Annotated in this window: 21 protein-coding genes and 1 pseudogene; 7 read left to right on the top strand and 15 right to left on the bottom strand. The window is 73.6% G+C overall.

Annotation, left to right across the window (positions count from 1 at the left end):
- Positions 1-261: 261 nt before the first annotated feature.
- The 3 genes and pseudogenes from ACGF0D_RS41630 to ACGF0D_RS41620 all read right to left on the bottom strand — a co-directional run bounded on the left by ACGF0D_RS41630 (position 262) and on the right by ACGF0D_RS41620 (position 2,177).
- A complete protein-coding gene (locus ACGF0D_RS41630; protein ID WP_392925472.1) occupies positions 262-1,065 on the bottom strand; it encodes a DUF3710 domain-containing protein in 804 nt (267 codons plus the stop codon).
- 2 nt (positions 1,066-1,067) lie between these two features.
- Positions 1,068-1,602 (bottom strand): annotated as a pseudogene (gene dut / locus ACGF0D_RS41625) (dUTP diphosphatase).
- Positions 1,599-2,177: a PaaI family thioesterase gene (locus tag ACGF0D_RS41620; protein ID WP_392883762.1), complete on the bottom strand. Its 579-nt coding sequence runs from the start codon at positions 2,175-2,177 to the stop codon at positions 1,599-1,601. Before ACGF0D_RS41620 ends, dut begins: the two are co-directional and overlap by 4 nt.
- 136 nt (positions 2,178-2,313) lie before the next feature.
- Between ACGF0D_RS41620 and ACGF0D_RS41615 the strand changes: the two genes are divergently transcribed.
- A complete protein-coding gene (locus ACGF0D_RS41615; RefSeq protein WP_392883740.1) occupies positions 2,314-2,763 on the top strand; it encodes a DUF3093 domain-containing protein in 450 nt (149 codons plus the stop codon).
- 269 nt (positions 2,764-3,032) lie between these two features.
- Here ACGF0D_RS41615 and ACGF0D_RS41610 read toward each other — a convergent pair whose 3' ends face one another.
- From ACGF0D_RS41610 to ACGF0D_RS41595, 4 genes are all read right to left on the bottom strand, one after another.
- Positions 3,033-3,332: a DUF4193 domain-containing protein gene (locus tag ACGF0D_RS41610; protein WP_030057692.1), complete on the bottom strand. Its 300-nt coding sequence runs from the start codon at positions 3,330-3,332 to the stop codon at positions 3,033-3,035.
- A gap of 472 nt (positions 3,333-3,804) precedes the next feature.
- Positions 3,805-4,788, bottom strand: coding sequence for an acyl-ACP desaturase (locus tag ACGF0D_RS41605; protein WP_392883739.1), 984 nt, complete (start codon positions 4,786-4,788; stop codon positions 3,805-3,807).
- A gap of 237 nt (positions 4,789-5,025) precedes the next feature.
- Complete coding sequence (locus tag ACGF0D_RS41600; protein WP_392883738.1) at positions 5,026-6,324, bottom strand: sensor histidine kinase; 1,299 nt, start codon at positions 6,322-6,324, stop codon at positions 5,026-5,028.
- A 73-nt stretch (positions 6,325-6,397) separates the two neighbouring features.
- The gene (locus ACGF0D_RS41595) at positions 6,398-7,051 is read right to left on the bottom strand and encodes a response regulator transcription factor (RefSeq protein WP_355265487.1); all 654 of its coding nucleotides are present in this window, start codon (positions 7,049-7,051) and stop codon (positions 6,398-6,400) included.
- A 442-nt stretch (positions 7,052-7,493) separates the two neighbouring features.
- On the opposite strand from ACGF0D_RS41595, the gene ACGF0D_RS41590 reads away from it, so the two are divergent.
- The gene (locus ACGF0D_RS41590; protein ID WP_030057688.1) at positions 7,494-7,679 is read left to right on the top strand and encodes a hypothetical protein; all 186 of its coding nucleotides are present in this window, start codon (positions 7,494-7,496) and stop codon (positions 7,677-7,679) included.
- Positions 7,680-7,841: 162 nt separating this feature from the next.
- Here the strand turns inward: ACGF0D_RS41590 and ACGF0D_RS41585 are convergent, their stop codons facing one another.
- Together ACGF0D_RS41585 and ACGF0D_RS41580 are read right to left on the bottom strand one after the other, a co-directional pair.
- The gene (locus ACGF0D_RS41585) at positions 7,842-8,660 is read right to left on the bottom strand and encodes an inositol monophosphatase family protein (protein WP_392883736.1); all 819 of its coding nucleotides are present in this window, start codon (positions 8,658-8,660) and stop codon (positions 7,842-7,844) included.
- Positions 8,661-8,743: 83 nt separating this feature from the next.
- The gene (locus tag ACGF0D_RS41580; RefSeq protein WP_392925470.1) at positions 8,744-9,886 is read right to left on the bottom strand and encodes a ferrochelatase; all 1,143 of its coding nucleotides are present in this window, start codon (positions 9,884-9,886) and stop codon (positions 8,744-8,746) included.
- 132 nt (positions 9,887-10,018) lie between these two features.
- Between ACGF0D_RS41580 and ACGF0D_RS41575 the strand changes: the two genes are divergently transcribed.
- Both ACGF0D_RS41575 and ACGF0D_RS41570 read left to right on the top strand, forming a co-directional pair.
- Positions 10,019-11,287, top strand: coding sequence for an MFS transporter (locus tag ACGF0D_RS41575; protein WP_392925469.1), 1,269 nt, complete (start codon positions 10,019-10,021; stop codon positions 11,285-11,287).
- Between the two features lie 104 nt (positions 11,288-11,391).
- A complete protein-coding gene (locus ACGF0D_RS41570) occupies positions 11,392-12,714 on the top strand; it encodes a D-arabinono-1,4-lactone oxidase (RefSeq protein WP_392925467.1) in 1,323 nt (440 codons plus the stop codon).
- Positions 12,715-12,717: 3 nt separating this feature from the next.
- On the opposite strand, the gene ACGF0D_RS41565 is transcribed toward ACGF0D_RS41570, so the two are convergent.
- Positions 12,718-13,605, bottom strand: a complete 888-nt coding sequence (locus ACGF0D_RS41565) for a hypothetical protein (protein ID WP_392925466.1) — start codon at positions 13,603-13,605, stop codon at positions 12,718-12,720.
- A 517-nt stretch (positions 13,606-14,122) separates the two neighbouring features.
- Between ACGF0D_RS41565 and sepH the strand changes: the two genes are divergently transcribed.
- Entirely contained in the window at positions 14,123-15,202 is a 1,080-nt protein-coding gene (gene sepH / locus ACGF0D_RS41560) for a septation protein SepH (protein WP_392883727.1), read from the top strand.
- A gap of 56 nt (positions 15,203-15,258) precedes the next feature.
- On the opposite strand, the gene ACGF0D_RS41555 is transcribed toward sepH, so the two are convergent.
- Positions 15,259-16,137 carry a sulfurtransferase gene (locus tag ACGF0D_RS41555; protein WP_392925465.1) on the bottom strand — a complete coding sequence of 293 codons (879 nt, stop codon included), beginning with the start codon at positions 16,135-16,137 and terminating at the stop codon, positions 15,259-15,261.
- A 280-nt stretch (positions 16,138-16,417) separates the two neighbouring features.
- On the opposite strand from ACGF0D_RS41555, the gene ACGF0D_RS41550 reads away from it, so the two are divergent.
- Positions 16,418-17,161, top strand: a complete 744-nt coding sequence (locus tag ACGF0D_RS41550) for a VOC family protein (RefSeq protein ID WP_392883760.1) — start codon at positions 16,418-16,420, stop codon at positions 17,159-17,161.
- A gap of 60 nt (positions 17,162-17,221) precedes the next feature.
- Here ACGF0D_RS41550 and ACGF0D_RS41545 read toward each other — a convergent pair whose 3' ends face one another.
- The 4 genes from ACGF0D_RS41545 to ACGF0D_RS41530 all read right to left on the bottom strand — a co-directional run bounded on the left by ACGF0D_RS41545 (position 17,222) and on the right by ACGF0D_RS41530 (position 22,735).
- Complete coding sequence (locus tag ACGF0D_RS41545; protein WP_392883724.1) at positions 17,222-17,878, bottom strand: thymidine kinase; 657 nt, start codon at positions 17,876-17,878, stop codon at positions 17,222-17,224.
- Positions 17,879-17,939: 61 nt separating this feature from the next.
- Positions 17,940-19,127 carry an alkaline phosphatase family protein gene (locus tag ACGF0D_RS41540; protein WP_392883723.1) on the bottom strand — a complete coding sequence of 396 codons (1,188 nt, stop codon included), beginning with the start codon at positions 19,125-19,127 and terminating at the stop codon, positions 17,940-17,942.
- A gap of 49 nt (positions 19,128-19,176) precedes the next feature.
- Positions 19,177-19,776, bottom strand: coding sequence for a DUF5998 family protein (locus tag ACGF0D_RS41535; protein WP_392883721.1), 600 nt, complete (start codon positions 19,774-19,776; stop codon positions 19,177-19,179).
- A 91-nt stretch (positions 19,777-19,867) separates the two neighbouring features.
- The gene (locus ACGF0D_RS41530; RefSeq protein ID WP_392925463.1) at positions 19,868-22,735 is read right to left on the bottom strand and encodes a GNAT family N-acetyltransferase; all 2,868 of its coding nucleotides are present in this window, start codon (positions 22,733-22,735) and stop codon (positions 19,868-19,870) included.
- A gap of 227 nt (positions 22,736-22,962) precedes the next feature.
- Here ACGF0D_RS41530 and ACGF0D_RS41525 point away from each other — a divergent pair, with 227 nt between their 5' ends.
- A complete protein-coding gene (locus ACGF0D_RS41525; RefSeq protein ID WP_359817494.1) occupies positions 22,963-23,244 on the top strand; it encodes an HPr family phosphocarrier protein in 282 nt (93 codons plus the stop codon).
- The last annotated feature ends 142 nt before the right edge of the window (positions 23,245-23,386 follow it).

The raw sequence follows: 23,386 nt of genomic DNA, 5'->3' as shown, positions 1-23,386 counted from the left end.
TCGGACCGCCTTCCAGCGGACCCTCCGGGCTTCGTTCTTTCGTGTTTCCAGCTTATCAGATGTTTTCCGCTCCGTTTTCCGGAGTTTCATTCATCGGATTCGCTTTCCGCTTTGTCGCCCCGGTCTCCCGCGGCGACTCCGGAACTGTACGGGGACGGACCCGCCACATGCAAATCGCCCCTGCCCGAACTCCCGGGCAGGGGCGATCTGTGCTGATCGGTGCCGATCGGAGCCGGCCGGATCAGGGCCGGCCGGAGTCGGTCAGCGGACCTCGGTGATCTCCGGACCGCGCGCGAACGGGTCGAGCGAGGCGCCGCCGAAGCGGCTGTCGCCCTCACCGGCGGCAGCGACCGCCCCGCCACCGTCGGCGACCATCTGGGCGTCCTCGGGAAGCTTCAGCACGATCGGGTCGCGCGGGGCCATCGGGGACTCGCCGCGCACGACGACCGTCTGGCGGAAGACCTGCTCCAGGATCCCGGCCATCTCCGGCTGCACCGCGGCCTGGCCCGAGATCACACCACGCAGGAACCAGCGCGGACCGTCGCAGCCGACGAACCGCACCAGCTGCACACCCTGGGTGCCGTCCGGCAGCTGCACGGGGACCTGGGCGCGGAGGTGCCAGCCGAGCGGGCCCTCCTCCTCCTCGATGAGGCCGCCCTGCGAGGTGATGCCGTTGGCGATCTCCTCCCGGACCTCCCCCCAGATGCCCTCCGACTTCGGGGCCGCGAAGGCCTGGAGCTGGATGGCGCTGTTGCCGAGCACGAGGGTGGCGGCCACGATCGCGTCACCGGCGACCTCGACGCGCAGCTCCATGCCCTCGACACCGGGGACCAGCAGACCCCCGAGGTCGACCCGCCCCTCCTCGGGGTTCTCCAGCTCGGTGTGGTCCCACGGACCGTCCGGCCGCGGGGCCGGCGGCAGGCCGACCTTGTCGGCCGGGTCCAGCTCGGTCACGTTCTCGCTCTCGGCGGAACCTTCGACGTCATCGGCCGTCTCGTCGGCGCTGATGGCGTCGTCGGCGAGCTGCTCGACAGCGTCCTCGCTCTTCTGGCGACGACGGAACACGGTCACTGTCCTTCCCGGTCCAAGACCGATGCGAATACCTGCTCGGCTTCCTGCGAGGCCGCGGGCATGCTAGACCGCGGCGTGGCCGCCGGTCGACCCGAACCCGCCCTCGGCGCGTGCCGACCCAGGCAGCTCCTCCACCTCGTGGAAGCGGGCCTTCTCGACCTGCTGGATGACCAGCTGGGCGATCCGGTCCCCTCGGCGGAAGCTGACCCCCTCGTGCGGGTCCAGATTGACGACGATCACCTTGATCTCTCCACGGTACCCGGCATCGACCGTCCCCGGGGCGTTCACGAGGGCAACGCCGCAACGAGCTGCCAACCCGGACCGGGGGTGGACGAAGGCCGCGTAGCCGTCCGGCAGGGCGATCGCGACGCCGGTGGGCAGCACGGCCCGCTCGCCGGGGGCCAGCTCGGCGTCGACGGTGGTGCGCAGATCGGCACCGGCGTCCCCGGGCTGCGCGTACGCGGGCAGCGGCAGCTCGGGGTCGATGCGCTTGATCAGGACGTCCAGCTGCGGGCGGGGGGTGTCGCTCAAGGGTTCACCTCAAAGGCTCGTGCGCGCTTCATCAGATCCGGGTCGTCGAGGACCTTCTCGATGTCCTCGGGACGACCGTGCGTGGTGAAGTGTTCCAGTTTCACCTGGACGAAGAGGGCCTGGGCGCGCACCGCGACGGGCCCGTCCGGGCCGCCGATCCGCGCCTCGGCGGCGCTGTAAATCTTCCGTCCGTGCACGCCGGTGATCCAGGCGCGCAGGTGCAGCACCGAGTCGACGGGCACCGGGGAGAGGAAGTCGGTCTCCAGCCGGCCGGTCACGGCGGGGGCGTGCAGCAGCCAGTTGAGCGTGCCGAGGGTCTCGTCCATGGCGGTGGTCAGCAGCCCGCCGTGGGCCAGGCCGGGGCCGCCCTGGTGGGCGTCGCGGATGGGGAACTCGGCGGTCACGTCGAGTCCCTCGCCGGCGACCGCGTCGATCCGCAGGCCGCCGGGGTGCTGCGGGCCGCAGCCGAAGCAGTGCTCGTAGTGGGAGCCGAGCCGGGTGCCGGGGGCGGGCGCCTGGGGGTGGCGCTCCGGCAGGACGGCGTCCGGCGGCGGGGTGGTCGGGGTCGGCGGTATGGCGGGCGCCGGCCGGTCGGTGGGGGTGCTGGGGGCTGTCGTACCGGTCACGGGGTCCAACCCTACCCAGGGGTAGCGGGCCCTCCGGTGGGGGTGGCGTCCCGGGCCGGACGTCAGGGCGACCACAATGGAGGGCATGTACGACGAACGCCTCACGGTGCCGCGTTCCTGGTGGCTGCTCCCGGTCGCGGTGGGTCTCACGCTCGCGCTGATCCTGATCCGGGTCAGTGGTCCGGCCGCGCTGATCGGGCTGGTGGTGGGCATCGCCGCCGGCGCGGTCGCGATCAGCAGCTACGGCTCGGCCCGCATCCGCGTGGTCCAGGGCTCACTGGTGGCCGGTCCGGCCCGGATCCCGGTGGACGCGCTCGGCGACGCGCAGGCGCTGAGCCCCGCCGAGGCGGCGGCCTGGCGCGGCCCGAAGGCCGATCCGCGCGCCTTCATGCTGCTGCGCAGCTACGTCCCGACGGCGCTGCGGATCGAGGTGACCGACCCGGCCGACCCGACGCCGTACCTCTATCTGTCGACCCGCTCGCCGATGAAGCTGGCGGAGGCGCTGGAGGACGCCCGGCGCGGCGCCCGCACCTGAGGCGGGCCCGGGCCGGACGAGAGCCGGCCGGGCCCCGACACGAGCCGGCCGGAAGGGGCCGGGCAAACGGAGAGGGACGGTTCCGCTGCTGCGGGACCGTCCCTACGACTTTGTCCTGACCGGCGCGCCGGCCGACTCCGTCCTCCCGGGCCCGTCCGATCGGACGGTTCCCGGATCTGCCGTCCGGCCCCGCTGCCCGGGGCCGGAAGGAGCGGTGTGCCGGTCCCGCGGGCGCAGCCGCGGGCACCGGGCCCTGTCCGCCGCGGTGCTCAGGCGCCGCAGTCCCGGCAGATCGGGTTGCCGTTCTTCTCGCTGTAGAGCTGGCTGCGGTGGTGCACCAGGAAGCAGCTCATGCAGGTGAACTCGTCGGCCTGCTTCGGCAGGACGCGGACGGCGAGTTCCTCGTTCGAGAGGTCGGCGCCGGGAAGCTCCATGCCCTCGGCGGCGTCGAACTCGTCGACGTCGACAGAGCCGCCGCCCTTGTCGTTCCGCCGAGCCTTGAGCTCCTCGATGGAGTCCTCGTTGAGCTCGTCGTCGGTCTTGCGTGGGGTGTCGTAGTCGGTTGCCATTTTTCGCTCTCCCCCTCCGGGTTGTGCGGTGTGTGCGGTATCTCCAGCGCACGTAACGCATGGGGGGCCGGTCTTGTGCCCGACCCGAGGCGGAGATTTTGCCTTACTTCAAGCCCTGTTACTCAATCGACACTCAGCCCGGGCTCCATCGGGGTGATCCCCGGGGCTGCGGAAGGCCTCACGCTGGGCCATCGTCAGCCCTTCCCGCGCCCGGCGAACCGACCACGCACAGTGAGCGCGACAGCCGCGTGCGTCTGTGAAATCCCTTGCCCATCAGGGACGCCGACCGATCCCGTGGACCGGCCGGGGGTCGGAATCCGGTCACGGACGGCGATCGGCACCCCTGATGGGGTGATAACTCTCCGAGGTCGCCCGAAATCGTGGAGCGACACAGTGTGAGCTTGGTCACGTTAAGAATCTTCCAGGGCAAACCGCGGAAAATCCACCCAGTCCGACCGTTCGGTGTGGCGCCTCAGCCGGCGTTCTTCCGGGCTGCGCGACGCGCCAGCAGGGCGGCCTGGCGCTCCTCGAACTTCCGGGCCTGGCCGTCCAGCCCGTCCAGGAAGACGCCCAGCTCGTTCTGCGCCAGCAGGCCCTCCGGGCCGAGCCCGCCGATCTCCATCACCTTGAGGTGGCGCAGCACCGGCTGGAGCACGTCGTCGTGGTGGATGCGCAGGTTGTACACCCCGCCGAGGGCGATCTGCGCGGCGGCGCGCTCGAAGCCGGGGATTCCGTGGCCGGGCATCCGGAAGTCGGTGACCACGTCGGCGACGGCCCGCATGGCCTGGTCCGGGGCGATCTCCAGGGCGGCCTTCAGGAGGTTCCGGTAGAAGACCATGTGCAGGTTCTCGTCGTTGGCGATCTTCGCCAGCAGCTGCTCGCAGAGCGGGTCGCCGGCGTACTTGCCGGTGTTGCGGTGCGCGATGCGGGTCGCGAGCTCCTGGAAGGCCACGTACGCGACCGAGTGCAGCATGCTGTGCGAGTTGTCGGACTCGAAGCCCTCCGACATGTGGTTCATCCGGGCCCGCTCCAGCTCCACCGGGTCGACGGCCCGGGTGGCGAGCAGGTAGTCGCGGATCGCTATCCCGTGGCGCCCCTCCTCGGCCGTCCAGCGGTGCACCCAGGTGCCCCAGGCGCCCTCGCGGCCGAACATGGTCGCGATCTCGTGGTGGTAGCTGGGCAGGTTGTCCTCGGTCAGCAGGTTCACCACCAGCGACACCCGGCCCACGGCCGTCACCTGGGACTGCTCGAGCGACCAGGCCTCGCCGCCCAGCACGCCGTCGAAGTCGCGGCCCTGGCTCCACGGGACGAACTCGTGCGGCATCCACTCCCTGGCCACGCCCAGGTGGCGGTTGAGCTCCTTCTCGACGACCTCTTCGAGGGCGAGGATCAGCCGCGCGTCGGTCCAGCCGCTCGCGACGAGCGGGGAGCTGCTCTGCACAGGGGCGATGGTCACGGTCTTGCTCCTGAGGGGACGGCACGCGCTGGGACGGGCGCGGCGCGCTGAACGGGGACACGTCTTTTCGCACCCGACGGCGGGCTGCCGACGGATTCACCTACGGTTGCGTAGGTTACGACACCGTAAGTTGATCGGGCCGGAAATGACAAGCCGCCCCCGCCAGGCCTTATGTCTTCTTGACGGACCTGACGGGGGCGGCTGGAAACGGTCGCCTGCGGAAGGGGCGTTGGACCCTTACGGAGAGGGGATGCGGACCCTCATGGTGAGGCCGCCGCCGGCGCGCGCCGTGGCCTCGATGGTGCCGCCGTGGGCGCGCACCACCGACCGGACGATGGACAGGCCGAGCCCGACCCCCTTGTCGCTGCGGGTGCGGTCGGCGCCCTTGACCCGGCGGAACGGCTCGAAGATGTGCTCCAGCTCGTACCCGGGCACCACCGGGCCGGTGTTGGAGACCACCAGCTCGCCGCCGCCGGGCACCGCGGTGGTGGCCAGCTCGACCCAGCCGCCCGGGGCGTTGTAGCGGACGGCGTTCTGCAGCAGGTTGAGCGCGAGCCGCTCCAGCAGCACGCCGTTGCCGGCGGCCACGGCCGGATCGAGCTTCGAGCGCAGCTCGACCTCGCGCTTCTCGGCCTCGCCCCGGGTCTGCTCCAGCGCCCGGGTGGCCACCTCGGACAGCTCCACCGGGCGCCGGTCGGTCAGCGCGTTCTCGCTGCGGGCAAGGAGCAGCAGGCCCTCGACCAGCTGCTCGCTGCGCTCGTTGGTGGCCAGCAGGGTCTTGCCCAGCTGCTGGAGGTCGGTTGAGGCCGCCGGGTCGGAGAGCTGGACCTCCAGCAGGGTGCGGTTGATCGCCAGCGGGGTGCGCAGCTCGTGCGAGGCGTTGGCGACGAAGCGGCGCTGGGAGTCGAACGAGCGGTCCAGCCGGTCCAGCATGTCGTCGAAGGTGTCGGCGAGCTCCTTGAGCTCGTCGTCCGGGCCGTCCAGCTCGATCCGGCGGTGCAGGTCGGAGGAGGCGACGTCGCGGGCGGTGCGGGTGATCCGGCCGAGCGGGCGCAGCACCCGTCCTGCCATCGCGTAGCCCGCCGCGAAGGCGATCACGGCGAGGCAGACCAGCATGGTCAGCGACTTGCGCAGCAGGGTGTTGAGCGCGGAGTCGGAGCGCGCCAGGTAGTCGGCGGCCTGCCACTGGTTGAAGTCCGCGCTGTTCATGTTGCGGACGGCCCCGTCGGGGCTGGTGACCTGGATGTAGTTGTCGAAGCGCAGCTGGCGCGGGGCCAGGTACGAGACGGCATCCTGGAAGAACACGTACATCAGGAGCAGCAGCACGACGCCGGCCATCAGGAACATCCCGCCGTACAGCAGGGTGAGCCGCATCCGGATGGTGGGGCGGAAGGGCAGCCAGGCGAGCATGCCGTCGCCGGGGACGTAGTGCCCCGGGCGGTGGACGCTCGGCGGGGCCAGGGGCTTCGGCGGGACGGCCCGCGGGCCGCCGGCGGGCGCGCCGGAGGGCCCGCCGGCCGGGGGCGGGGTGGTCATGATGGTCCTCTCGGGGCGTCCGCCGGGGCGGGCGCTCGCGGCGGGGAGTCGCGGGGTGGGCGGACTCCGGTCGTCAGATCCGGTAGCCGGAGCCCGGCACGGTGATGATCACCGGCGGGTCGCCGAGCTTGCGGCGCAGCGTCATCACGGTGACGCGCACGACGTTGGTGAACGGGTCGGTGTGCTCGTCCCAGGCCTTCTCCAGGAGCTGTTCGGCCGAGACGACGGCGCCGCCGGCCCGCATCAGCACCTCCAGGACGGCGAACTCCTTGGGGGCGAGCTGGACGGTGCGTCCGTCGCGGATCACCTCGCGCCGGCCGGGGTCGAGCGAGATGCCGGCGCGCTCCAGCACCGGGGGCAGCGGGATGGTCGCGCGGCGGCCCAGCGCCCTTACCCGGGCGACGAGTTCGCTGAAGGCGAACGGCTTCGGAAGGTAGTCGTCCGCGCCGATCTCCAGGCCCTCGACCCGGTCGCTGATGTCGCCGGAGGCGGTCAGCATGATCACCCGGGTGGCCAGGCCCTGCTCGACCACCTTGCGGCAGACGTCGTCCCCGTGGACCAGCGGAAGGTCCCGGTCCAGGACGACGACGTCGTAGTCGTTGACCGCGATGCGCTGGAGCGCGGCCTCCCCGTCGTACACCACGTCGACGGCCATCGCCTCGCGGCGCAGGCCGGTCGCGACGGCCTCGGCAAGCAGCTGCTCGTCCTCGACGACGAGAACCCGCACGGTCGTTGTCCCTTCTCCAGGCCGGCCCCGGAAGCGGACGCACGGCTCCGACGGTGTCTCCATCCTGCCTGGTCCGGCGGTAAAGCAGCGATAAGCTGCCCCACGGGCACGGCCCCCGGATCCCCGGTGGTGACCGTTCGCATCCGCACCACTCCGCTTGGACTGTGACACAGGCAACTTTCTTCCGCCGGGAGGTTTCCCGGCCTCCGGGGCGGGGAGTACAGCTGCACACCCGCGATCTGGCTGACGGCCGGTCGCACCCACCCGCCGTGCGTTCATCCGCGCCGGCCCTGGGGCTGGGACATCACCGGGAGCGGTCCGTGGCCGCTCCGCACCCCGTCCGGAGATTCACCACCTTCCGGCTTGGGTGCTTTCACCGGCTGGACCTCCTCAGGGCGGAGAGCGCACGACCGTGCACGTCCGACACAGTAAGGGGGCCCGTATGGACGCCTTCAAGGCCGGAATCCTGCAGCGCATAGCCAACGCCGAGCAGGACCTGCACCGAGCGATCGAGGCCGGGGACGAGTTCCTCGCCGAGGTGGAGCAGTCCGAGTTGGACGACCTCCGCCGACTCGCCGCCGAGCACGGCGTGGACACGGTGCTGGAGCGCCACCGCACCGCTGCCTGACCCGTCCGGCACACCGACCCGTCGCCGGATCTCCGGCACCAGCGGCCCTGCGGGGGCCGTGCGAAACCCAGGCCCTGGCATCCCCCGTATGTCAGGGCCCTTCGCATGTCCGGGGCCGCCGCGCCGCGCCCGTGGCTCCGCGGGCGGGCGCGGCGGAACCGGTCAGTCCGCCCAGGCGCGCAGCGCGGCCAGCCGCTCCTGGAGCGGCTCGTACACCCCGGGGGCGGCGGCCACGGTCAGCTCGCCGTCCGGGCCGTGCCCGGGGCGGCCGCCGACCAGGGCGCCGGCCTCGGTGGCGATCAGGCAGCCGGCCGCCCGGTCCCAGGGGGCCAGGCCGCGCTCGTAGTAGCCGTCCAGCCGCCCGGCGGCGACGTCGCACAGGTCCACCGCGGCCGCCCCGCCCCGGCGGACGTCCCGCACCTCCGGCATGAGCGCCAGCAGCACCTCGGCCTGCCGGACCCGCACCGACTGGACGTAGTTGAAGCCGGTGGCGATCAGCGCCTGGCCCCACGGCGGGGCCGGGCGGACCGAGAGCGGGCGGCCGCCGAGGCGGGCACCGCGGCCCAGGACGGCGTGGAACAGCTCGCCGCGGGCCGGGGCGTACACCACGCCGACGACCGCCCGGCCGTCCACCTCGGCGGCCACGCTGACCGCCCAGGAGGGCAGCCCGTAAAGGTAGTTGACCGTTCCGTCGAGCGGGTCCACGACCCAGCGGACCCCGCTGGTGCCGGGCCGCTCGGCACCCTCCTCGCCGAGGTAGCCGTCCTCCGGGCGGCGGTCGGTGATCAGCTCCAGGACGAGCTTCTCGGAGGCGAGGTCCATCTCGGTGACCACGTCGACCGGGCTGGACTTGGTGCCGGCCACACCGAGGTCGGCGGGCCGGCCGTCGCGCAGCAGGGCGCCGGCCTGCCGGGCCGCGTCCAGGGCGACCTCCAGCAGGTCGTCGAGGAGCCGGTCGTCGGGCAGGGCGGGGGTGGGCACGGGTTCTCCTCCGGGCGACGGGACAGCGGGACGGACGGGGCCGGCAGGCCGGGCGGGACGGACGGGACGGGCGGAGCCGGCGCTCAGCGCTCGGCGACGGCCGGACGCGGGGCGCGCGGGTTGGGGCAGCAGGCCACCGCGCACACGTCGTGGCTGGGGCCGAGGGTGCCGAGGGCGCAGCGGGTCACCGGCTCGCCGCGCTCGGTGGCGGCCCGCTCCAGGACGAGCTCGCGCACCGCGGCGGCGAACCGGGGGTCGGCGCCGACGGTGCCGGCGCGGGCCACCGGCAGGCCGAGTTCGGCGGCCTTGGCGACGGCCTCGGTGTCGAGGTCGTACCTGACCTCCATGTGGTCGGAGACGAAGCCGATCGGGACCATCACCACGGCGGGCGCCCCGTCGGCCCGCTGGGCCTCCAGGTGGTCGCAGATGTCGGGCTCCAGCCACGGGATGTGCGGGGCCCCGCTGCGGCTCTGGTACACCAGCCCCCACGGCCGGTCGGCCACTCCGGTGCGCTCGGCCACCGCGGCGGCGATCAGCCGGGCCACGTCCAGGTGCTGGGCGACGTACGCGCCGCCGGGCTCGCCGCGGGCCGGGTCGTCCGGTGCGCCGGAGCTCTCGGCCATGGTCTCCGGGATGGAGTGGGTGGTGAACGCCAGCCGGGCGCCGGGGCGGACGGCCTCGGGCAGCCCGTCCAGGGCGGCCAGGGTGGCGTCGATCATGGGCTGGACGAAGCCGGTGTGGTTGTAGAAGTGCCGCAGCTTGTCGACCCGCAGGGCGGGCACGCCCTCCTCGGCCAGCGTGGCCAGCGCGTCGGCCAGGTTCTCCCGGTACTGGCGGCAGCCCGAGTAGCCGGCGTAGGCGCTGGTGGCGAGCACGGCGATCCGGCGGTGGCCGTCGGCGGCCAGCTCCCGCAGGGTGTCGACCAGGTAGGGCGCCCAGTTCCGGTTGCCCCAGTAGATCGGCAGGTCCAGCCCGTGCTCGGCGAAGTCCTTGCGCAGCGCGGCGAGCAGCTCGCGGTTCTGCCCGTTGATCGGACTGACCCCGCCGAACATGAAGTAGTGCTTGCCCACCTCCTTCAGCCGCTCCTTGGGGATGCCGCGGCCGCGGGTGACGTTCTCCAGGAACGGGACGACGTCCTCGGGGCCCTCGGGCCCGCCGAAGGACAGCAGCAGCAGGGCGTCGTACGGGGCGGCGCCGGACGGTGAGGGTTTGCGCGCGTCGGACATGGCACCGATCCTGCCACTGAGGGGTCGGGCGCCGTCGCCGGGGCCGCGCGGGCGTCCGGAAAATAACGTTTGCCAACGTACGTAAGCTGTGTTTACCAGCCTTGTTCCTTACTCCCCCTGCCCGGAGCTCCCGTGCTGTCCAGCTACCGCCAGATATTCGCCTCCCCCGGCACTCTGGCCTTCTCCTCCACCGGCTTCGTCTCCCGCCTGCCGATCTCCATGACCGGGATCGGCATCGTGACCATGCTGTCCCAGCTCCGAGGCTCCTACGGGGTGGCGGGCCTGGTCTCGGCCTGCCTCGCGATCTCCGCCGCCGTCCTCGGCCCGCAGGTCTCCCGCCTGGTGGACCGGCACGGCCAGCGCAGGATCATCGTCCCCGCCATGGCGATCACCGTCGTCGCGGTCACCGGCCTGCTGCTCTGCGCCCGGCTGGAGGCCCCGGACTGGACGCTGTTCGTCTTCGCCGCCGGCATGGGCGTGATGCCGAGCACCGGCGCGATGGTCCGCGCCCGCTGGGCCCACCTCTACCGCGAGGACACCGGCAAGCTGCACACCGCCTACTCCTTCGAGGCCGTGGTCGACGAGGTCTGCTTCATCGTCGGCCCGATCCTCTCCATCGGCCTGGCCACGTCCGTCTTCCCCGAGGCCGGCGTGCTGCTGGCCGGGATCTTCCTCGCCGTCGGCGTCCTGCTGTTCGCCGGGCAGCGCTCCACCGAGCCCCCGATCCACCCGGCCGCCCGGCACGAGGGCGGCTCGGTGATCCTCAACCGCGGCCTCCAGGTGCTGATCGTGACCTTCGTCGCCACCGGTGCGATCTTCGGCTCGGTCGAGGTGGTCACCGTCGCGTACGCCGAGGCCCAGGGCCACAAGTCGATCTCCAGCGTGATCCTCGCCCTGTGGGCGCTCGGCTCCTGCCTGGCCGGGGTGGTCTTCGGGACCCTCAAGCTCACCGGCTCGATGGCGGTGCGCTTCCTCGGCGGTGTCCTGTTCATGGCCGTCAGCATGGTCCCGCTGCTGCTGGTCGCCCACGCGGTGCACGGCATCGGCGGACTGGTCGCGGTCGGCGCGGCGCTGCTGATCGCCGGCATCGCCATCTCCCCCACCCTGATCACCGCGATGGCCCTGGTCGAACGGCTCGTCCCGGCCTCCCAGCTGACCGAGGGCATGACCTGGACCACCACCGGCCTGGCCCTCGGCGTCGCGGTCGGCTCCTCGGCCGCCGGCTGGGTGATCGACGCCTCCGGCGCCGCCGCGGGCTACTGGGTGCCGCTGGCCGCCGGCCTGCTCGGGGTGGTCGCCGCCCTCGCCGGCCTCGGCCGGCTGCGCGCCGGACTGGCCGCCGCACCCGGCGCCGAGACGGCCGTCCAGGGGGTCGAACGGACCGTAGACGCCGAACGGTGAACTGACTAGTCTCTCGCCCTACCCACGGGGCTACCTGTGGGTAGGGCGGCCGCGCCGCCCCCGACCGCGCCGACCCGTTCGGCCACGGAGCAGGAGGCAGCGCAATGCCCCAGGCCAGCACCGCGACCCCCACCCGGTGGACCAACTGGGCCGGCAACCAGAGCGCCCGGCCCGCCCGGGCCGCCGCCCCCGGCACCGTGGAGGAGCTGGCCAAGGAGATCCTGCGGGCCGCCGAACAGGGCCGCACCGTCAAGGCCGTCGGCTCCGGCCACTCCTTCACCTCGATCGCCTCCGCCGGTGACGGCGTCCAGATCCGGCCGCACGCGCTCACCGCCGTCCGCGGGATCGACCGCGAGGCCGGCACCATCACCGTCGAGTCCGGCCTCCCGCTGCACCGGCTCAACCGGGTCCTCGCCGCCGAGGGCCTCTCGCTGACCAACATGGGCGACATCGAGGTCCAGACCGTGGCCGGCGCCACCAGCACCGGCACCCACGGCACCGGCCGCGACTCCGGCTCGCTGGCCGCCCAGATCCGCTCCCTGGAGATCGTCCTCGCCGACGGCACCGTCCGGCGCTGCTCCCCGACCGAGAACCCCCGGCTCTTCCAGGGCGCCCGGCTCGGGCTCGGCGCCCTCGGCGTGATCACCGCGCTCACCTTCGGCGTCGAGCCCGCCTTCCTGCTCACCGCGCACGAGCAGCCGATGGACTTCGACGAGGTGCTGGAACGCCTGGACGACCTCACCGCCGTCAACGAGCACTTCGAGTTCTACTGGTTCCCGCACACCGACCGCTGCTCCACCAAGCGCAACAACCGCAGCCAGGGGCCGGCCGCCCCGCTGCCCCGGTTCAAGGAGTGGCTGGAGGACGACTTCCTCTCCAACACGGTCTGGGAGGGCGCCTGCCGGGTCGGCCGGCGCTTCCCCGGCTCGATCCCCTCGATCGCCTCGCTGGCCAGCCGGGCCTGGTCCGAACGCAGCTTCACCGACACCGCGTACAAGGTGTTCACCAGCCCGCGCAAGGTCCGCTTCGTGGAGATGGAGTACGCCGTACCGCGCGCGGCCGTCGGCGAGGTGCTGCGCGAACTGAAGGCCCTGGTCGAGCGCTCCGACTGGAAGGTCGGCTTCCCGGTCGAGGTGCGCTTCGCCCCCGCCGACGACCTCTGGCTCTCCACCGCCTCCGGCCGGGACAGCGCCTACATCGCCGTCCACCTCTACCGGGGCACCGCCGACCAGGGCTACTTCACCGGCGTCGAACAGCTGATGACCGCCCATCAGGGACGGCCGCACTGGGGCAAGCTGCACACCCGCGACGCCGCGTACCTGGCCGGTGTCTACCCGCACTTCGCCGACTTCACCACGCTGCGCGACGAGGTCGACCCGCAGCGGGTGTTCGGCAACGACTACCTGCGCCGGGTGCTGGGCGCCTAGCGCCTACGGCGTGTCGGCGGCCGGCGGGGCCTTCGCGGGTTCGTTCGCGGGCTCCTTCACCGGATCCCTCGCCGGGTCCTTCGCCGGCGCGTCGCCCGACGCCGGCGGCTGCGGGCTCGCCCCGCCGGTGGGTCTGCCGCCGCCCGCCGACGGGGAGGCGCCGGCCGACGGGGTCGCGCTCGGGCCCGCCGAGGGCGAGGCCGTCCCCGCGCCGGTGCTCGGCGTGTCGCCCGGCTCCCGGCTCGGCCCGGTGGTCGCCGGGGCCGAGGCGCCGCCGGACGGCGCGCCGCCCTGGCCGGGCCGGCCGCTCGGGGAGGGTCGGTCCGCCGGGGCGTCCTGCGGCCGGGAGGACTTGGGCGCCACCGAGCCGCCGAAGGACGTGCCGCTGCCGGATCCGCCCTTGACCGTCGCCGACACCGGCTGCCCGGTGGCGAGTTCGAACGCCAGGATCGGCGTCATCGCCAGCACGAAGACCAGCCCGGACACCGCCGCGTACGTCTTCCAGCCCCACCGCCGACGCGCCCGGACCACCTGCGGCTCGTTCCACTCCGAGGTGATCACCGGCGGCTGCGCCCGCGTCCCGGGCCGCTCGGCCTCCACCGGCACCTGGCGCAGGTTGTTGGCGGCCTGGTTCGGCCCCCGGTCCACCGCCTCGCGCAGCTGCTCGCCGGTCCGCTTGAAGATGTGCTGGAACACGGCACCGCCGGTGGTCGCGCCGACACTCACCACGGCGGCGCCCAGGATCGTGCCGTACACCCCCAGTTCGGAGGCCAGCAGCGCACCCACCACCGTGGCCAGCGCACTCGCCGCGACCTGAGCCACACTCAGATCGATGCGCCTGCGCTCCTCCTTGGCCTTGCCGCCCTCCTCGGCGGGGCTCCGCTCCGGCATCAACATCCCTCGGTCCGTACGACTGTTCTTCGAACAAGACTCTCCATCTTGCCCAAAGAAGGACACAAGGGGCGAAAATGCGGTTCTTCGCACCCGGATTGTGTGAAGATGATCACCGTTCATCCGACGGTGGTCCGCCATTGGGGGAGCGCGCTCTTGAGATTCCCGTGAATCGCGGGAGACTTGAGCGGCGAGCCGCCCCTCTGGATGCCACGAATGGAGTACTGTTCGTAAAGCCCGAGCCTTGGGTCGACTTGTCGACTACGTCTACACCGGTAGCTTGACGAGGAGCCACGGAACGGGCACGCACGGCGACGCCCGTCCCGGATCGTCGCGTTCACTGCGCGTGCGAGGACGGCCGGGACACCCAGGCGCGACGTCGACGGATGGCGTGGCAAAAAGGCAACCGTGCCACAGCGGCGTGCGCGGGCGTAAGCCCGACACGCCGGGGAACTCAGCAAGGTTGTGGCCAGTCGCGAGTGGGCAGGCCACACTCAGTACGGGAGCAGCGACGCAGGTGACGTCGGCAGGCACCACCCGGGAGGTAACCGTGCCCGAACTGCGGGTTGTGGCCGTCAGCAACGACGGCACACGGCTGGTGCTCAAGGCTGCCGACAGCACGGAGTACACCCTTCCCATCGACGAGCGGCTGCGCGCCGCCATCCGCGGCGACCGGCCGCGCCTCGGCCAGATCGAGATCGAGGTCGAGAGCCATCTGCGCCCCCGGGACATCCAGGCCCGGATACGAGCCGGTGCCTCCGCCGAGGAGGTCGCCCAGGCCGCCGGGATCTCCGTCGACCGCGTCCGCCGCTTCGAGGGCCCGGTGCTCGCCGAGCGCGCCTTCATGGCCGAGCGCGCCCGCAAGACCGCCATCCGCCGCAACGGCGAGTCCCCCGGACCGCAGCTCGGCGAGGCCGTGGCCGAGCGGCTCGCGCTGCGCGGCGCCGAGAAGGACACCGAGCGCTGGGACTCCTGGCGGCGCGACGACGGCACCTGGGAGGTCATCCTCTCCTACCGGGCCGACGGCGAGGGCCGCAGCGCGTCGTGGACGTACGACCCGCCCCGGCGCCTGGTCCAGCCCAACGACGACGAGGCCCGCGCGCTGATCGGCGAGAACGTCGAGCGCGAGGAGGAGTCGGTCTTCCCGTTCATCCCGCGGATCGCCCGGCTCCCCCAGGACCGGCCGCCCCGCCCGATGATCGACCGGCCCTCGGCCGACCGCATCATGTCGGCCCGCGAGGTCCGCGAGTCGCGGGAGGCCACCGCCGAGTCCCGGGACTCGCTGACCAGCCTGCTCGACGTGGTCCCCGCCTTCCGCGGCGACCTCGCCGTCGGAGCCCCCGCCTCGATCGAACCGGTGCCCGCCGAGGTCGCCGAGGACGGCGAGGAGCCGGCTGCGGCGGCCGCCCCGGCGGTCGGCGCGGGCTCGGCCTACGCCGACATCCTGATGCCGCGCGCCGTCGCCCCGCACCGCGAGCGCCTGGTCGGCACCACCGACCGGCAGGCCGAGGCGGACGGCGTCCGGCCCGGGCGCCGGGCCACCGTGCCCAGCTGGGACGAGATCGTCTTCGGCAGCCGGCGCAAGAAGCAGGAGTAGCAGGACGCCGAAGGGGCGGGAGGCCGGGCCTCCCGCCCCTTCGGCGTACCCGGGGATCAGCCCGGCTGCCCGGTGACCGCCACCGGGCGCGCCTCGTCGCTCGACCACTCGCTCCACGAGCCCGGGTACAGCGTGGCCGGCAGACCCGCCACCTCCAGCGCCAGGATCTGGTGCGCCGCCGTCACGCCCGAACCGCAGTACACCGCGATCTCCCGCTCCCCCGCGCCCAGCGCCCGGAAGCGGGCGGCCAGCTCGGGCGCCGGCAGGAACCGGCCGTCCGGGCCCACGTTGCCGGCCGTGGGCGCCGAGACCGCGCCCGGGATGTGCCCGGCCCGCGGGTCCACCGGCTCGGCCTCGCCCCGGTAGCGCTCCCCGGACCGGGCGTCCAGCAGCAGGCCGCCGCGCGCCCAGGCCGCGGCACCGTCCCCGTCCACCGTCGGCAGCTGCCCCGGCACCGGTGTGAAGTCGCCCTCCGCGGGCTCCGGCAGCTCGGCCGTCACCGGCAGCCCGGCCTCCCGCCAGGCCGCGAAGCCGCCGTCCAGCACCCGCACGTCCCGGTGCCCGGCCCAGCGCAGCAGCCACCAGGCCCGGGCCGCCGCCATCGAGGCCGCGCCGTCGTACACCACGACCGGGCGCCGCGCGCTCACCCCGAAGCGGCGCATCGCCGCGCCGAACTCCTCCGGGTCCGGCAGCGGGTGGCGCCCACCCCGGCCGGGGGCACCGGGCGGGGCCGCCAGGTCCCGGTCCAGCTCGACGAAGTGGGCGCCCGGCAGGTGACCGGCCCGGTACTCCTCGGCCGCGGTCGGGCCGCCCGGTGCGGCGCCGACCAACTGGTAGCGCACGTCCAGCAGCACCGGCGGCAGCGCGGAGGCCAGCGCCTCCCGCAGCCCGGCCGCGGAGATCAGCGGGGAACCGTCGTTGTAGGTGGTGGTCATGGCGGCCATTGTCGCGCAGCGCGGGTGTCCGGCGGCGGGACTCCGGCTCCTCGCCGTGGTCCGACCGCCGGAAGCGGGCCATCCGGCTCCCCGCCGTGGTCCGACCGCCGGAATCCGACGGAATCCGCAGCGACACGCCCGAACCGCCGCTCTTTGTGGGGTCTTTGCCGGACTTTCCGCGCGGCCCGAGGGTTGGGCGCCCGCCAGGGTGGAAGCATCACCCTCGCGCCCGAGGATTTCCGTGCGCCAACCACCCACGAGGAGGCCCGCATTGCCCGCGGTGGAACTCCGACTGGCCCAGGGCACGCCCTGCTGGGTCAGCCTGCTGACCGATGACCTGCCCGGCGCCCGCGCCTTCTACGGCGCCCTGCTCGGCTGGACGTACACCCCCGGGCCGGGCCAACTCGGCGACTACGTCCGGGCCGAGCTCGACGGGGCGCCGGTGGCCGGCCTCGGCGTCTCCACCGCCACCGGCTTCCCGGTGCAGTGGACCACCTACTTCGCCGTCGACGACGCCGACCGCACCGCCCAACTGGTCCGCGCGTGCGGCGGCACCGTCGCCGTCGGGCCGCTCCAGGCCGAGCGTGCCGGGCGGATGGCCATCGCCTCCGACGTCTCCGGCGCGGTCTTCGGCCTCTGGCAGGGCGAGGAGCACCTCGGCCGGGAGGCCGGGCGCGAACCGGGCGCCCCGGCCTGGGCCGAACTGCTCACCCCCGACGCGCCGGGCGCGGCCACCTTCTACTCCACCGTGCTCGACCGCCCGGTCCGCTCCACCCCGGAGGAGAGCGCGCTGCTGGTACACGGGCAGCCGGTCGCCGGCATCCGGCACCGCGCCGAGCTGCGCGGCCACCCGCCGCGCTGGCGCACCCACTTCGCGGTCCGCGACGCCGCGCTGACCGCCCGGCGCACCGTCGAGCTCGGCGGCCGGGTCCTGGTCGAACCGCAGGACACCGCCCGCGGCCGCGCCGCCCGGCTGGCCGACCCGCAGGGCGGGCACTTCTCCGTACTGGAGGTGCTCCCCTAGGGCCGGGGGCGGCTCCGGCTGAATTCCGGGGCGGCTTCGGATCTCAGGCCCGCGGTGGGCTCAGGCCTGCTGCTCCTCGAAGGGCAGCACGTCCGGGGAGAGCACCGAGGCGCGCGCCGTCGCGGCGGTCAGCCGGCGGCGGTGGTGGCGGCGGCACAGCACCTCGTAACCGACCTCGTCCCGGGCCACCGAGATGTCGCCGATCACCACCTGGGCGCCCTCGACCACCATCACCCCGCCAACCGTCCGGGCGTTGTGGGTGGCCCGCGCGCCGCACCAGCACAGCGCCTCGACCTGGAGCACCTCCACCCGGTCGGCCAGCTCGATCAGCCGCTGCGAGCCGGGGAACAGCCGGGTGCGGAAGTCCGTGGTGATGCCGAAGGTGTAGACGTCGATGTCCAGTTCGTCCACCACCCGGGCCAGCTGGTCGACCTGCTCGGCGGCGAAGAACTGGGCCTCGTCGCAGATCAGGTAGTCCACCCGGCCGCCGGCCGAGAGCCGGTGCACCACGTGGGCGTGGAAGTCGAAGTCGTCCGTCACCTCGACCGCGTCCGCGCGCAGGCCCAGCCGGCTGGAGATCGTCGCCGCGCCCGCCCGGTCGTTGCGGGTGAGGATCACGCCCTGCCGGCCGCGCGCGGTGTGGTTGTGGTCCATCTGCAGCGCCAGCGTCGACTTGCCGCAGTCCATCGTGCCCGAGAAGAACACCAGTTCAGCCATGGGTGGAGCAAGGGCCTTTCAAATCAGGGGAGTTCGGGCACAGAAGAGTCAAGTGGGCTGATCAGCCGCGGATTTCGAGCAGCGGCACGAACTGCTCGACCGGAGTCATCGAACCGTGCAGACCGATCATCGCGGACTCGCCGGGCTCGTTGCGGGAGGCGACGATCGCGATGTCGTCGCGCGCCGCGGCGACCACGTCGCCGATCCGGGCGTACACCCGGTCGTCCACCGCCGGGCCGAACCAGCCCGCCGCGATCGCCTGGTCCCGGGTGGCCACCCACATCCGGTCGCCCAGCACCTCGCTCCAGACCGTGTGCACGTCGGCCGCCGCCCCCGGCACCGCGTACACGTGCCGGGCCCGGCCCTCGCCGCCGAGCAGGGCGACACCGGCGCCCAGCTCCCAGTCCTCGTCGAAGTCGATCCGGTCCTCCGGCGCGATGTCGATCATGCCGTGGTCGGCCGTCACGTACATCGCCGAGCGCGGCGGCAGCTGCTCGGCCAGCCGGCGGGCCAGCCGGTCCACCGCGTCCAGCGTCATCCGCCACTCGTCCGAGTCCACCCCGAAGCGGTGGCCCGCACCGTCCAGCTCGCTGACGTAGGTGTACACCAGCGCCCGGTCGTGCTCGGCCAGCCAGGCGGCCGCCCGGTCCATCCGCTCCTCGCCCGTGGTGCGGCCCATGAAGGTGCCACCGGACAGCGCCACCCTGGTCAGCGGGGTCTGCGCGAACAGCGGGGACGAGACCTGCGCCGTCGCCACCCCGGCCTCGTGGGTGCGCTCGAAGACCGTCGGGTACGGCTGCCAGGCGTGCGGGTCGGTCGGCGGCTGCCAGCGGAGCTGGTTCATCAGGTAGCCGGCGCCCGGCACCGCCACGGTGTACCCGGCCAGGCCGTGCAGGCCCGGCGGCGTACCGGTGCCGACCGAGGCCAGCGAGGTCGCCGTGGTGGACGGGAAGCCCGCGGTCAGCGGACGGCCGCTGCCCCCCAGCGAACTCCCGGCGAGCGAGGACAGGAACGGCGCGTACTCGGGGTGGCGCAGCAGCAGCTCCCAGCCCAGGCCGTCCACCAGGAACACCACCACCCGGTCCGCCGGGGCGATCGGGAGCGTCGCGGTGAACCCGGGAACGCCGAGCCCCGCCGCCACCGAGGGCAGCAGGTCGCAGAGCGAGCCGCTGCCGTACGGGGGCGCGGGGGCCGTGGCCGGGTCGAGGATCTCGAAGGCGTCGAAGCCGTCGGCAGGAACGAAGGACATGGAACCGGATTCGTAGCGGGCGGAAACGGCGGCGATCAGACGGCGGCGATCAGACCCGCGGGCCGTTGTTGATCGTCGCGTCGGACAGCGCCCGGGCGAACACCAGCGCCTGGGCCACCGTCTCCGGGCCGTCACCGGCCTCGCTCACCCGCAGCGAGAGGTCGTCGGCCGTGGCGGAACCGGTGTAGCCGTGGTCCGCCTCGCAGTTCGGGTCCGAGCAGCCGGCCGGCTCCAGGTCCAGGCGCTGCACCGCGCCCCAGCCGATCGTCAGCACCACCTCGCGCGGCAGGGTGCCCGGGGTGTACGTCTCCGGGTTGGCCACCATCCGGCTCACCACGACCGAGCCGATCCGGTCCAGTCGGACGCTCTCCGTCGACGTCGTCGCGAACGGCACCGCCGGGCTGCCCTCGGCGCCGGACTGCTCGTCGGTGTGGCTCACCACGAACCGGGTCGGGGTGAGCACCAGCACCGTCACGTGCCGGCGCACCTCGTTGGCGTCGAAGGTCGTCTCCTGGTGCACCAGGTAGGAGCTGATCGGCTCCGGGCCCACCGCGGACTCGACCGCCTCGGACACCAGGGCCGGGTAGTAGCCGCTGCGCTCGATCGCCGAGCGCAGGTCCTGAGTGGTGGTGGTACCGGTCTTCGCCATATCTCCATCCTGGCATGGTCCGCCGACGAAGCGGGCGGCACGGCGCCGAGCTTCGGACAACAGCGCCCGGGCAGGGCGCAACCAAGGAAGGTTACAGCGTGCTCATGGCGCGCGGACCCAGATCGCTGCGGACCGGCAGGGGTGCGACCCGCACCCGCGCCCCCAGGATCGCCAGTCCGTGCGGGGCCACGACCACCGGTTCGAGATCCACCGAGGCGATCTCCGGCACGTCGTCCACCAGCTGCGACACCCGCAGCAGCAGTTCCTCCAGCGCGTCGGTGTCCACCGCCTCGGCGCCGCGCCAGCCGAACAGCAGCGGCGCGGCCCGGACCTCACGGATCAGCCCGGCGACGTCCTGGTCGGTGGCCGGAACCAGCCGGTGCGCGGTGTCGCCCAGCAGTTCGGCCGGGGCGCCCGCCAGGCCGAAGGACAGGATCGCGCCGACCGCCGGGTCCACCGTGGCGGCGATCACGGTGTCCACCCCGCGCGGTGCCATCCGCTGGACCACCAGGTCGGCCGGCGCGGCGCCGCCGAGCAGCGCGTCCAGCTCGCGGTGGGCGCGGCGCAGGCCCGCCTCGCCGGTCAGGTCCAGCCGGACGCTGCCCAGGTCGGGGCGGTGGCGCAGGTGCGGGGCGGTCGCCTTCAGCGCCACCGGGTAGCCGAGCGTCCCGGCGGCCCTGACGGCGGCCTCCTCGTCCGGGGCCGGCAGCACCGGCGAGACGTCGATCCCGTAGCGGGCCAGCAGCTCCTGCGCCTCGGCCTCGGACAGGGTGATCCGGGCGCCGCCGGGCTGGGTGCGCAGCAAGACGGTGCGGCGCGTAGCGCCTCGGGCAAGGGTGGTGGTGGGCGACAGGCGGGCGGCGGCCCGGGTGCTCAGCGCCGCCTCCACCAGCCGGCGGGCGCCGGGCTCGTCGATCCGGTCCAGCTCCGGGACGCGCGCCGTCTCCTCCGCCTCGGCCGTACGGCGGCGCCACTGCGCGTAGTGCACGGCGTGGGCGAGGGCGTGCACGGCCCGTTCGGGCGCCGCGTACGCGGGGATGCCGCCGGGGCGCAACCGGGCCGGCAGGTCGGTCAGCGCCAGGTGGGTGAGCAGCAGCGGCTTGCCCAGCTCCCGGGCGCGGTGGCCGGCGTCGAGGAGGGCGGCGGCGATCTCCGGGTCGTCCGAGCCCATCGCGGGGTCGTCCTCGCCGGTCAGCCGACCGCCCATGAAGGCGTGGGCGGAGGTGCCGATCGGCGGAATGGCGACGGCGATCACCGCGTCCACGGCCGGGTCGGCGAGGGCGACGTCCAGGGCGATCCGGAAGTTCTCGCCGGTCGCGGCGGTGGTGAGGTCGACGGGCGTGCACGGGCGCAGGCCGGCGCTCAGCAGGGCGTCGTAGGTGAGCAGGCCGAGCGAGTCGGAATTGCCGACCACCGCGACCCGGTTGCCCGGCGGCAGCGGCTGCTGGGCCAGCAGCTCGCCGGTGTCGTACAGCTCGGTGATGGTCGACACCCGGGTGACGCCGGCCTGTTCGAACAGCGCGTCCACGGTGGCGTCGCGCAGACCGGTGGCGGTGGCGGGGACGGCGTGGCCGGGCGGCAGGCTGCCGGTGTGCCGGGCGCCCTTGACCACCACGACCGGCTTGACGGCGGCGAGGCGGCGGGCGATCCGGGTGAACTTGCGCGGGTTGCCGAAGGACTCCAGGTACAGCAGCACCACCTGGGTGGCCTCGTCCTCGGCCCAGTACTGGAGGAAGTCGTTGCCGGAGACGTCGGCGCGGTTGCCGACCGACGCGAAGGAGGAGACGCCGAGGCCGCGCTTGTGGGCGGCCTCCAGCAGGGCCACACCGATCGCGCCGGACTGGCAGAAGATCCCGAAACCGCCGCGGCCGGGCAGCCGTGGGGCGAGCGAGGCGTTCAGCGGGCGCTGCGGGTCGGTGTTGATCAGGCCGAAGGCGTTCGGGCCGATCACCCGCATGCCGGCCGCGCGGGCCTGGCGGACCAGCGCGCGCTGCCGGTCCCTGCCCTCCGGGCCGGTCTCCGCGTAGCCGGCGGTGACCACCACCAGGCCCTGCACTCCGTGGGCGCCGCAGTCGGCGACGGCGGCCGGGACGGCGCCCTCGGGGACGGCGATCACCGCGAGGTCCACCGGCCCGGGAATGTCCAGAATCGAACGGTGGACCGGGACGCCGTCCAGCTCGGTGCCGGGTACGGCGTTGCGGTTCACCGCGTACACCGGGCGGTCGGCCTGGGCGTCGTCGCCCAGCAGGTCGCGCAGGATGGCGCGGCCGACGGTCTGCGGGGTGCGGGAGACCCCGATCACCGCCACCGAGCGCGGGGTGAGCAGCCGCTGCACCGAACGTGCCTCGGCGCGGTGCTCGCGGGCGCGCATCACGGCGAGCGAGCGGTCGGTCTGTTCGAGGTCGAACTCCAGGTGCACCACGCCGTCGGCGAAGCTGCGGTGCTGGGTGTAGCCGGCGTCGGTGAAGACCTTCACCATCTTCCGGTTCTCCGGCAGCACTTCGGCCTGGAAGCGGCGGATGCCGCGCTCCTGCGCGACCGCCGCGATGTGCTCCAGCAGGGCGGAGGCCACGCCGCGGCCCTGGTGGGCGTCCTGCACCAGGAAGGCCACCTCGGCGTCGGTGCCGGTGTCGGAGGGGCGGCCCTCGGCGTCGATCCGGTCGTAGCGGACGGTGGCGATGAAGCGGTCCCGGACCACCACCGCGAGGCCGACCCGGTTCACGAAGTCGTGGTGGGTGAAGCGGCGGACGTCCTTGTCGGAGAGCCGCGGGTAGGGGGCGAAGAAACGGAAGTACTTGGACTGGTCCGACACCTGCTCGTAGAACTCCACGAGCCGTCCGGCGTCGTCGGGCGTGATCGGACGAATCCGGGCCGTGCCTCCGTCGCGCAGCAGAATGTCGGCTTCCCAGTGCTGCGGGTAGTCGGGTTGCTCGGGGTTCGCCACCGCGGGGTCTTCCACATTCGTCAGGTTATCCGGCAATGAGCCGGATGGCGCCGGACGCGTGCCCACGGCAGGGTGGACAGGACCATCGACCGGGTTTTATGCCCCGAAAAGAAACAATCACAACTCCTGAACGCAGCGGTTCCCAGGGGCCACCTGCGTGCAACACTGGTCTAGACAACATGGCCGCTTCCCCCGCTCCCCCGAGCACGGCCGTGACCAGCTTCACCGGAAAGGCACGTCTCATGGCTGAGCGCCGCGTCACCATCGGTTGGGCCGAGGGCCTGCACGCCCGTCCCGCCTCCGTCTTCGTCCGGGCCGTCACGGCCACCGGCGTGCCGATCACCATCGCCAAGCCGGGCGGCAACCCGGTCAACGCCGCCTCCATGCTCGGCCTCCTCGGCCTGGGCGCCCAGGGCGGCGACGAGGTCATCCTCGCCTCCGACGCCGAGAACGCCGACGACGCCCTCGACCGCCTCGCCAAGCTGGTCTCCGAGGGCCTCGACGAGCTCCCCGCCGCGGTCTGAGCCCGCAACACCCACCCGATCGGGGGGGGGGGGGGGGGGGGGGGGGGGGCCCCCCGGCGGGGGGGGGGGGGCGCCCGGCCCCCGCCCCCGGGGGGGGGGGGCGGCCGCGCCCCCCCCCCCCGCGGGGGGGGGGGGCGGCGGG

Origin of the sequence: Kitasatospora sp. NPDC048298 (assembly GCF_043201465.1) — a bacterium.
GTDB lineage: Bacteria > Actinomycetota > Actinomycetes > Streptomycetales > Streptomycetaceae > Kitasatospora.
Note: the sequence above shows the minus strand (reverse complement) of the source record. Positions and strands in the feature narration are given on the sequence as shown.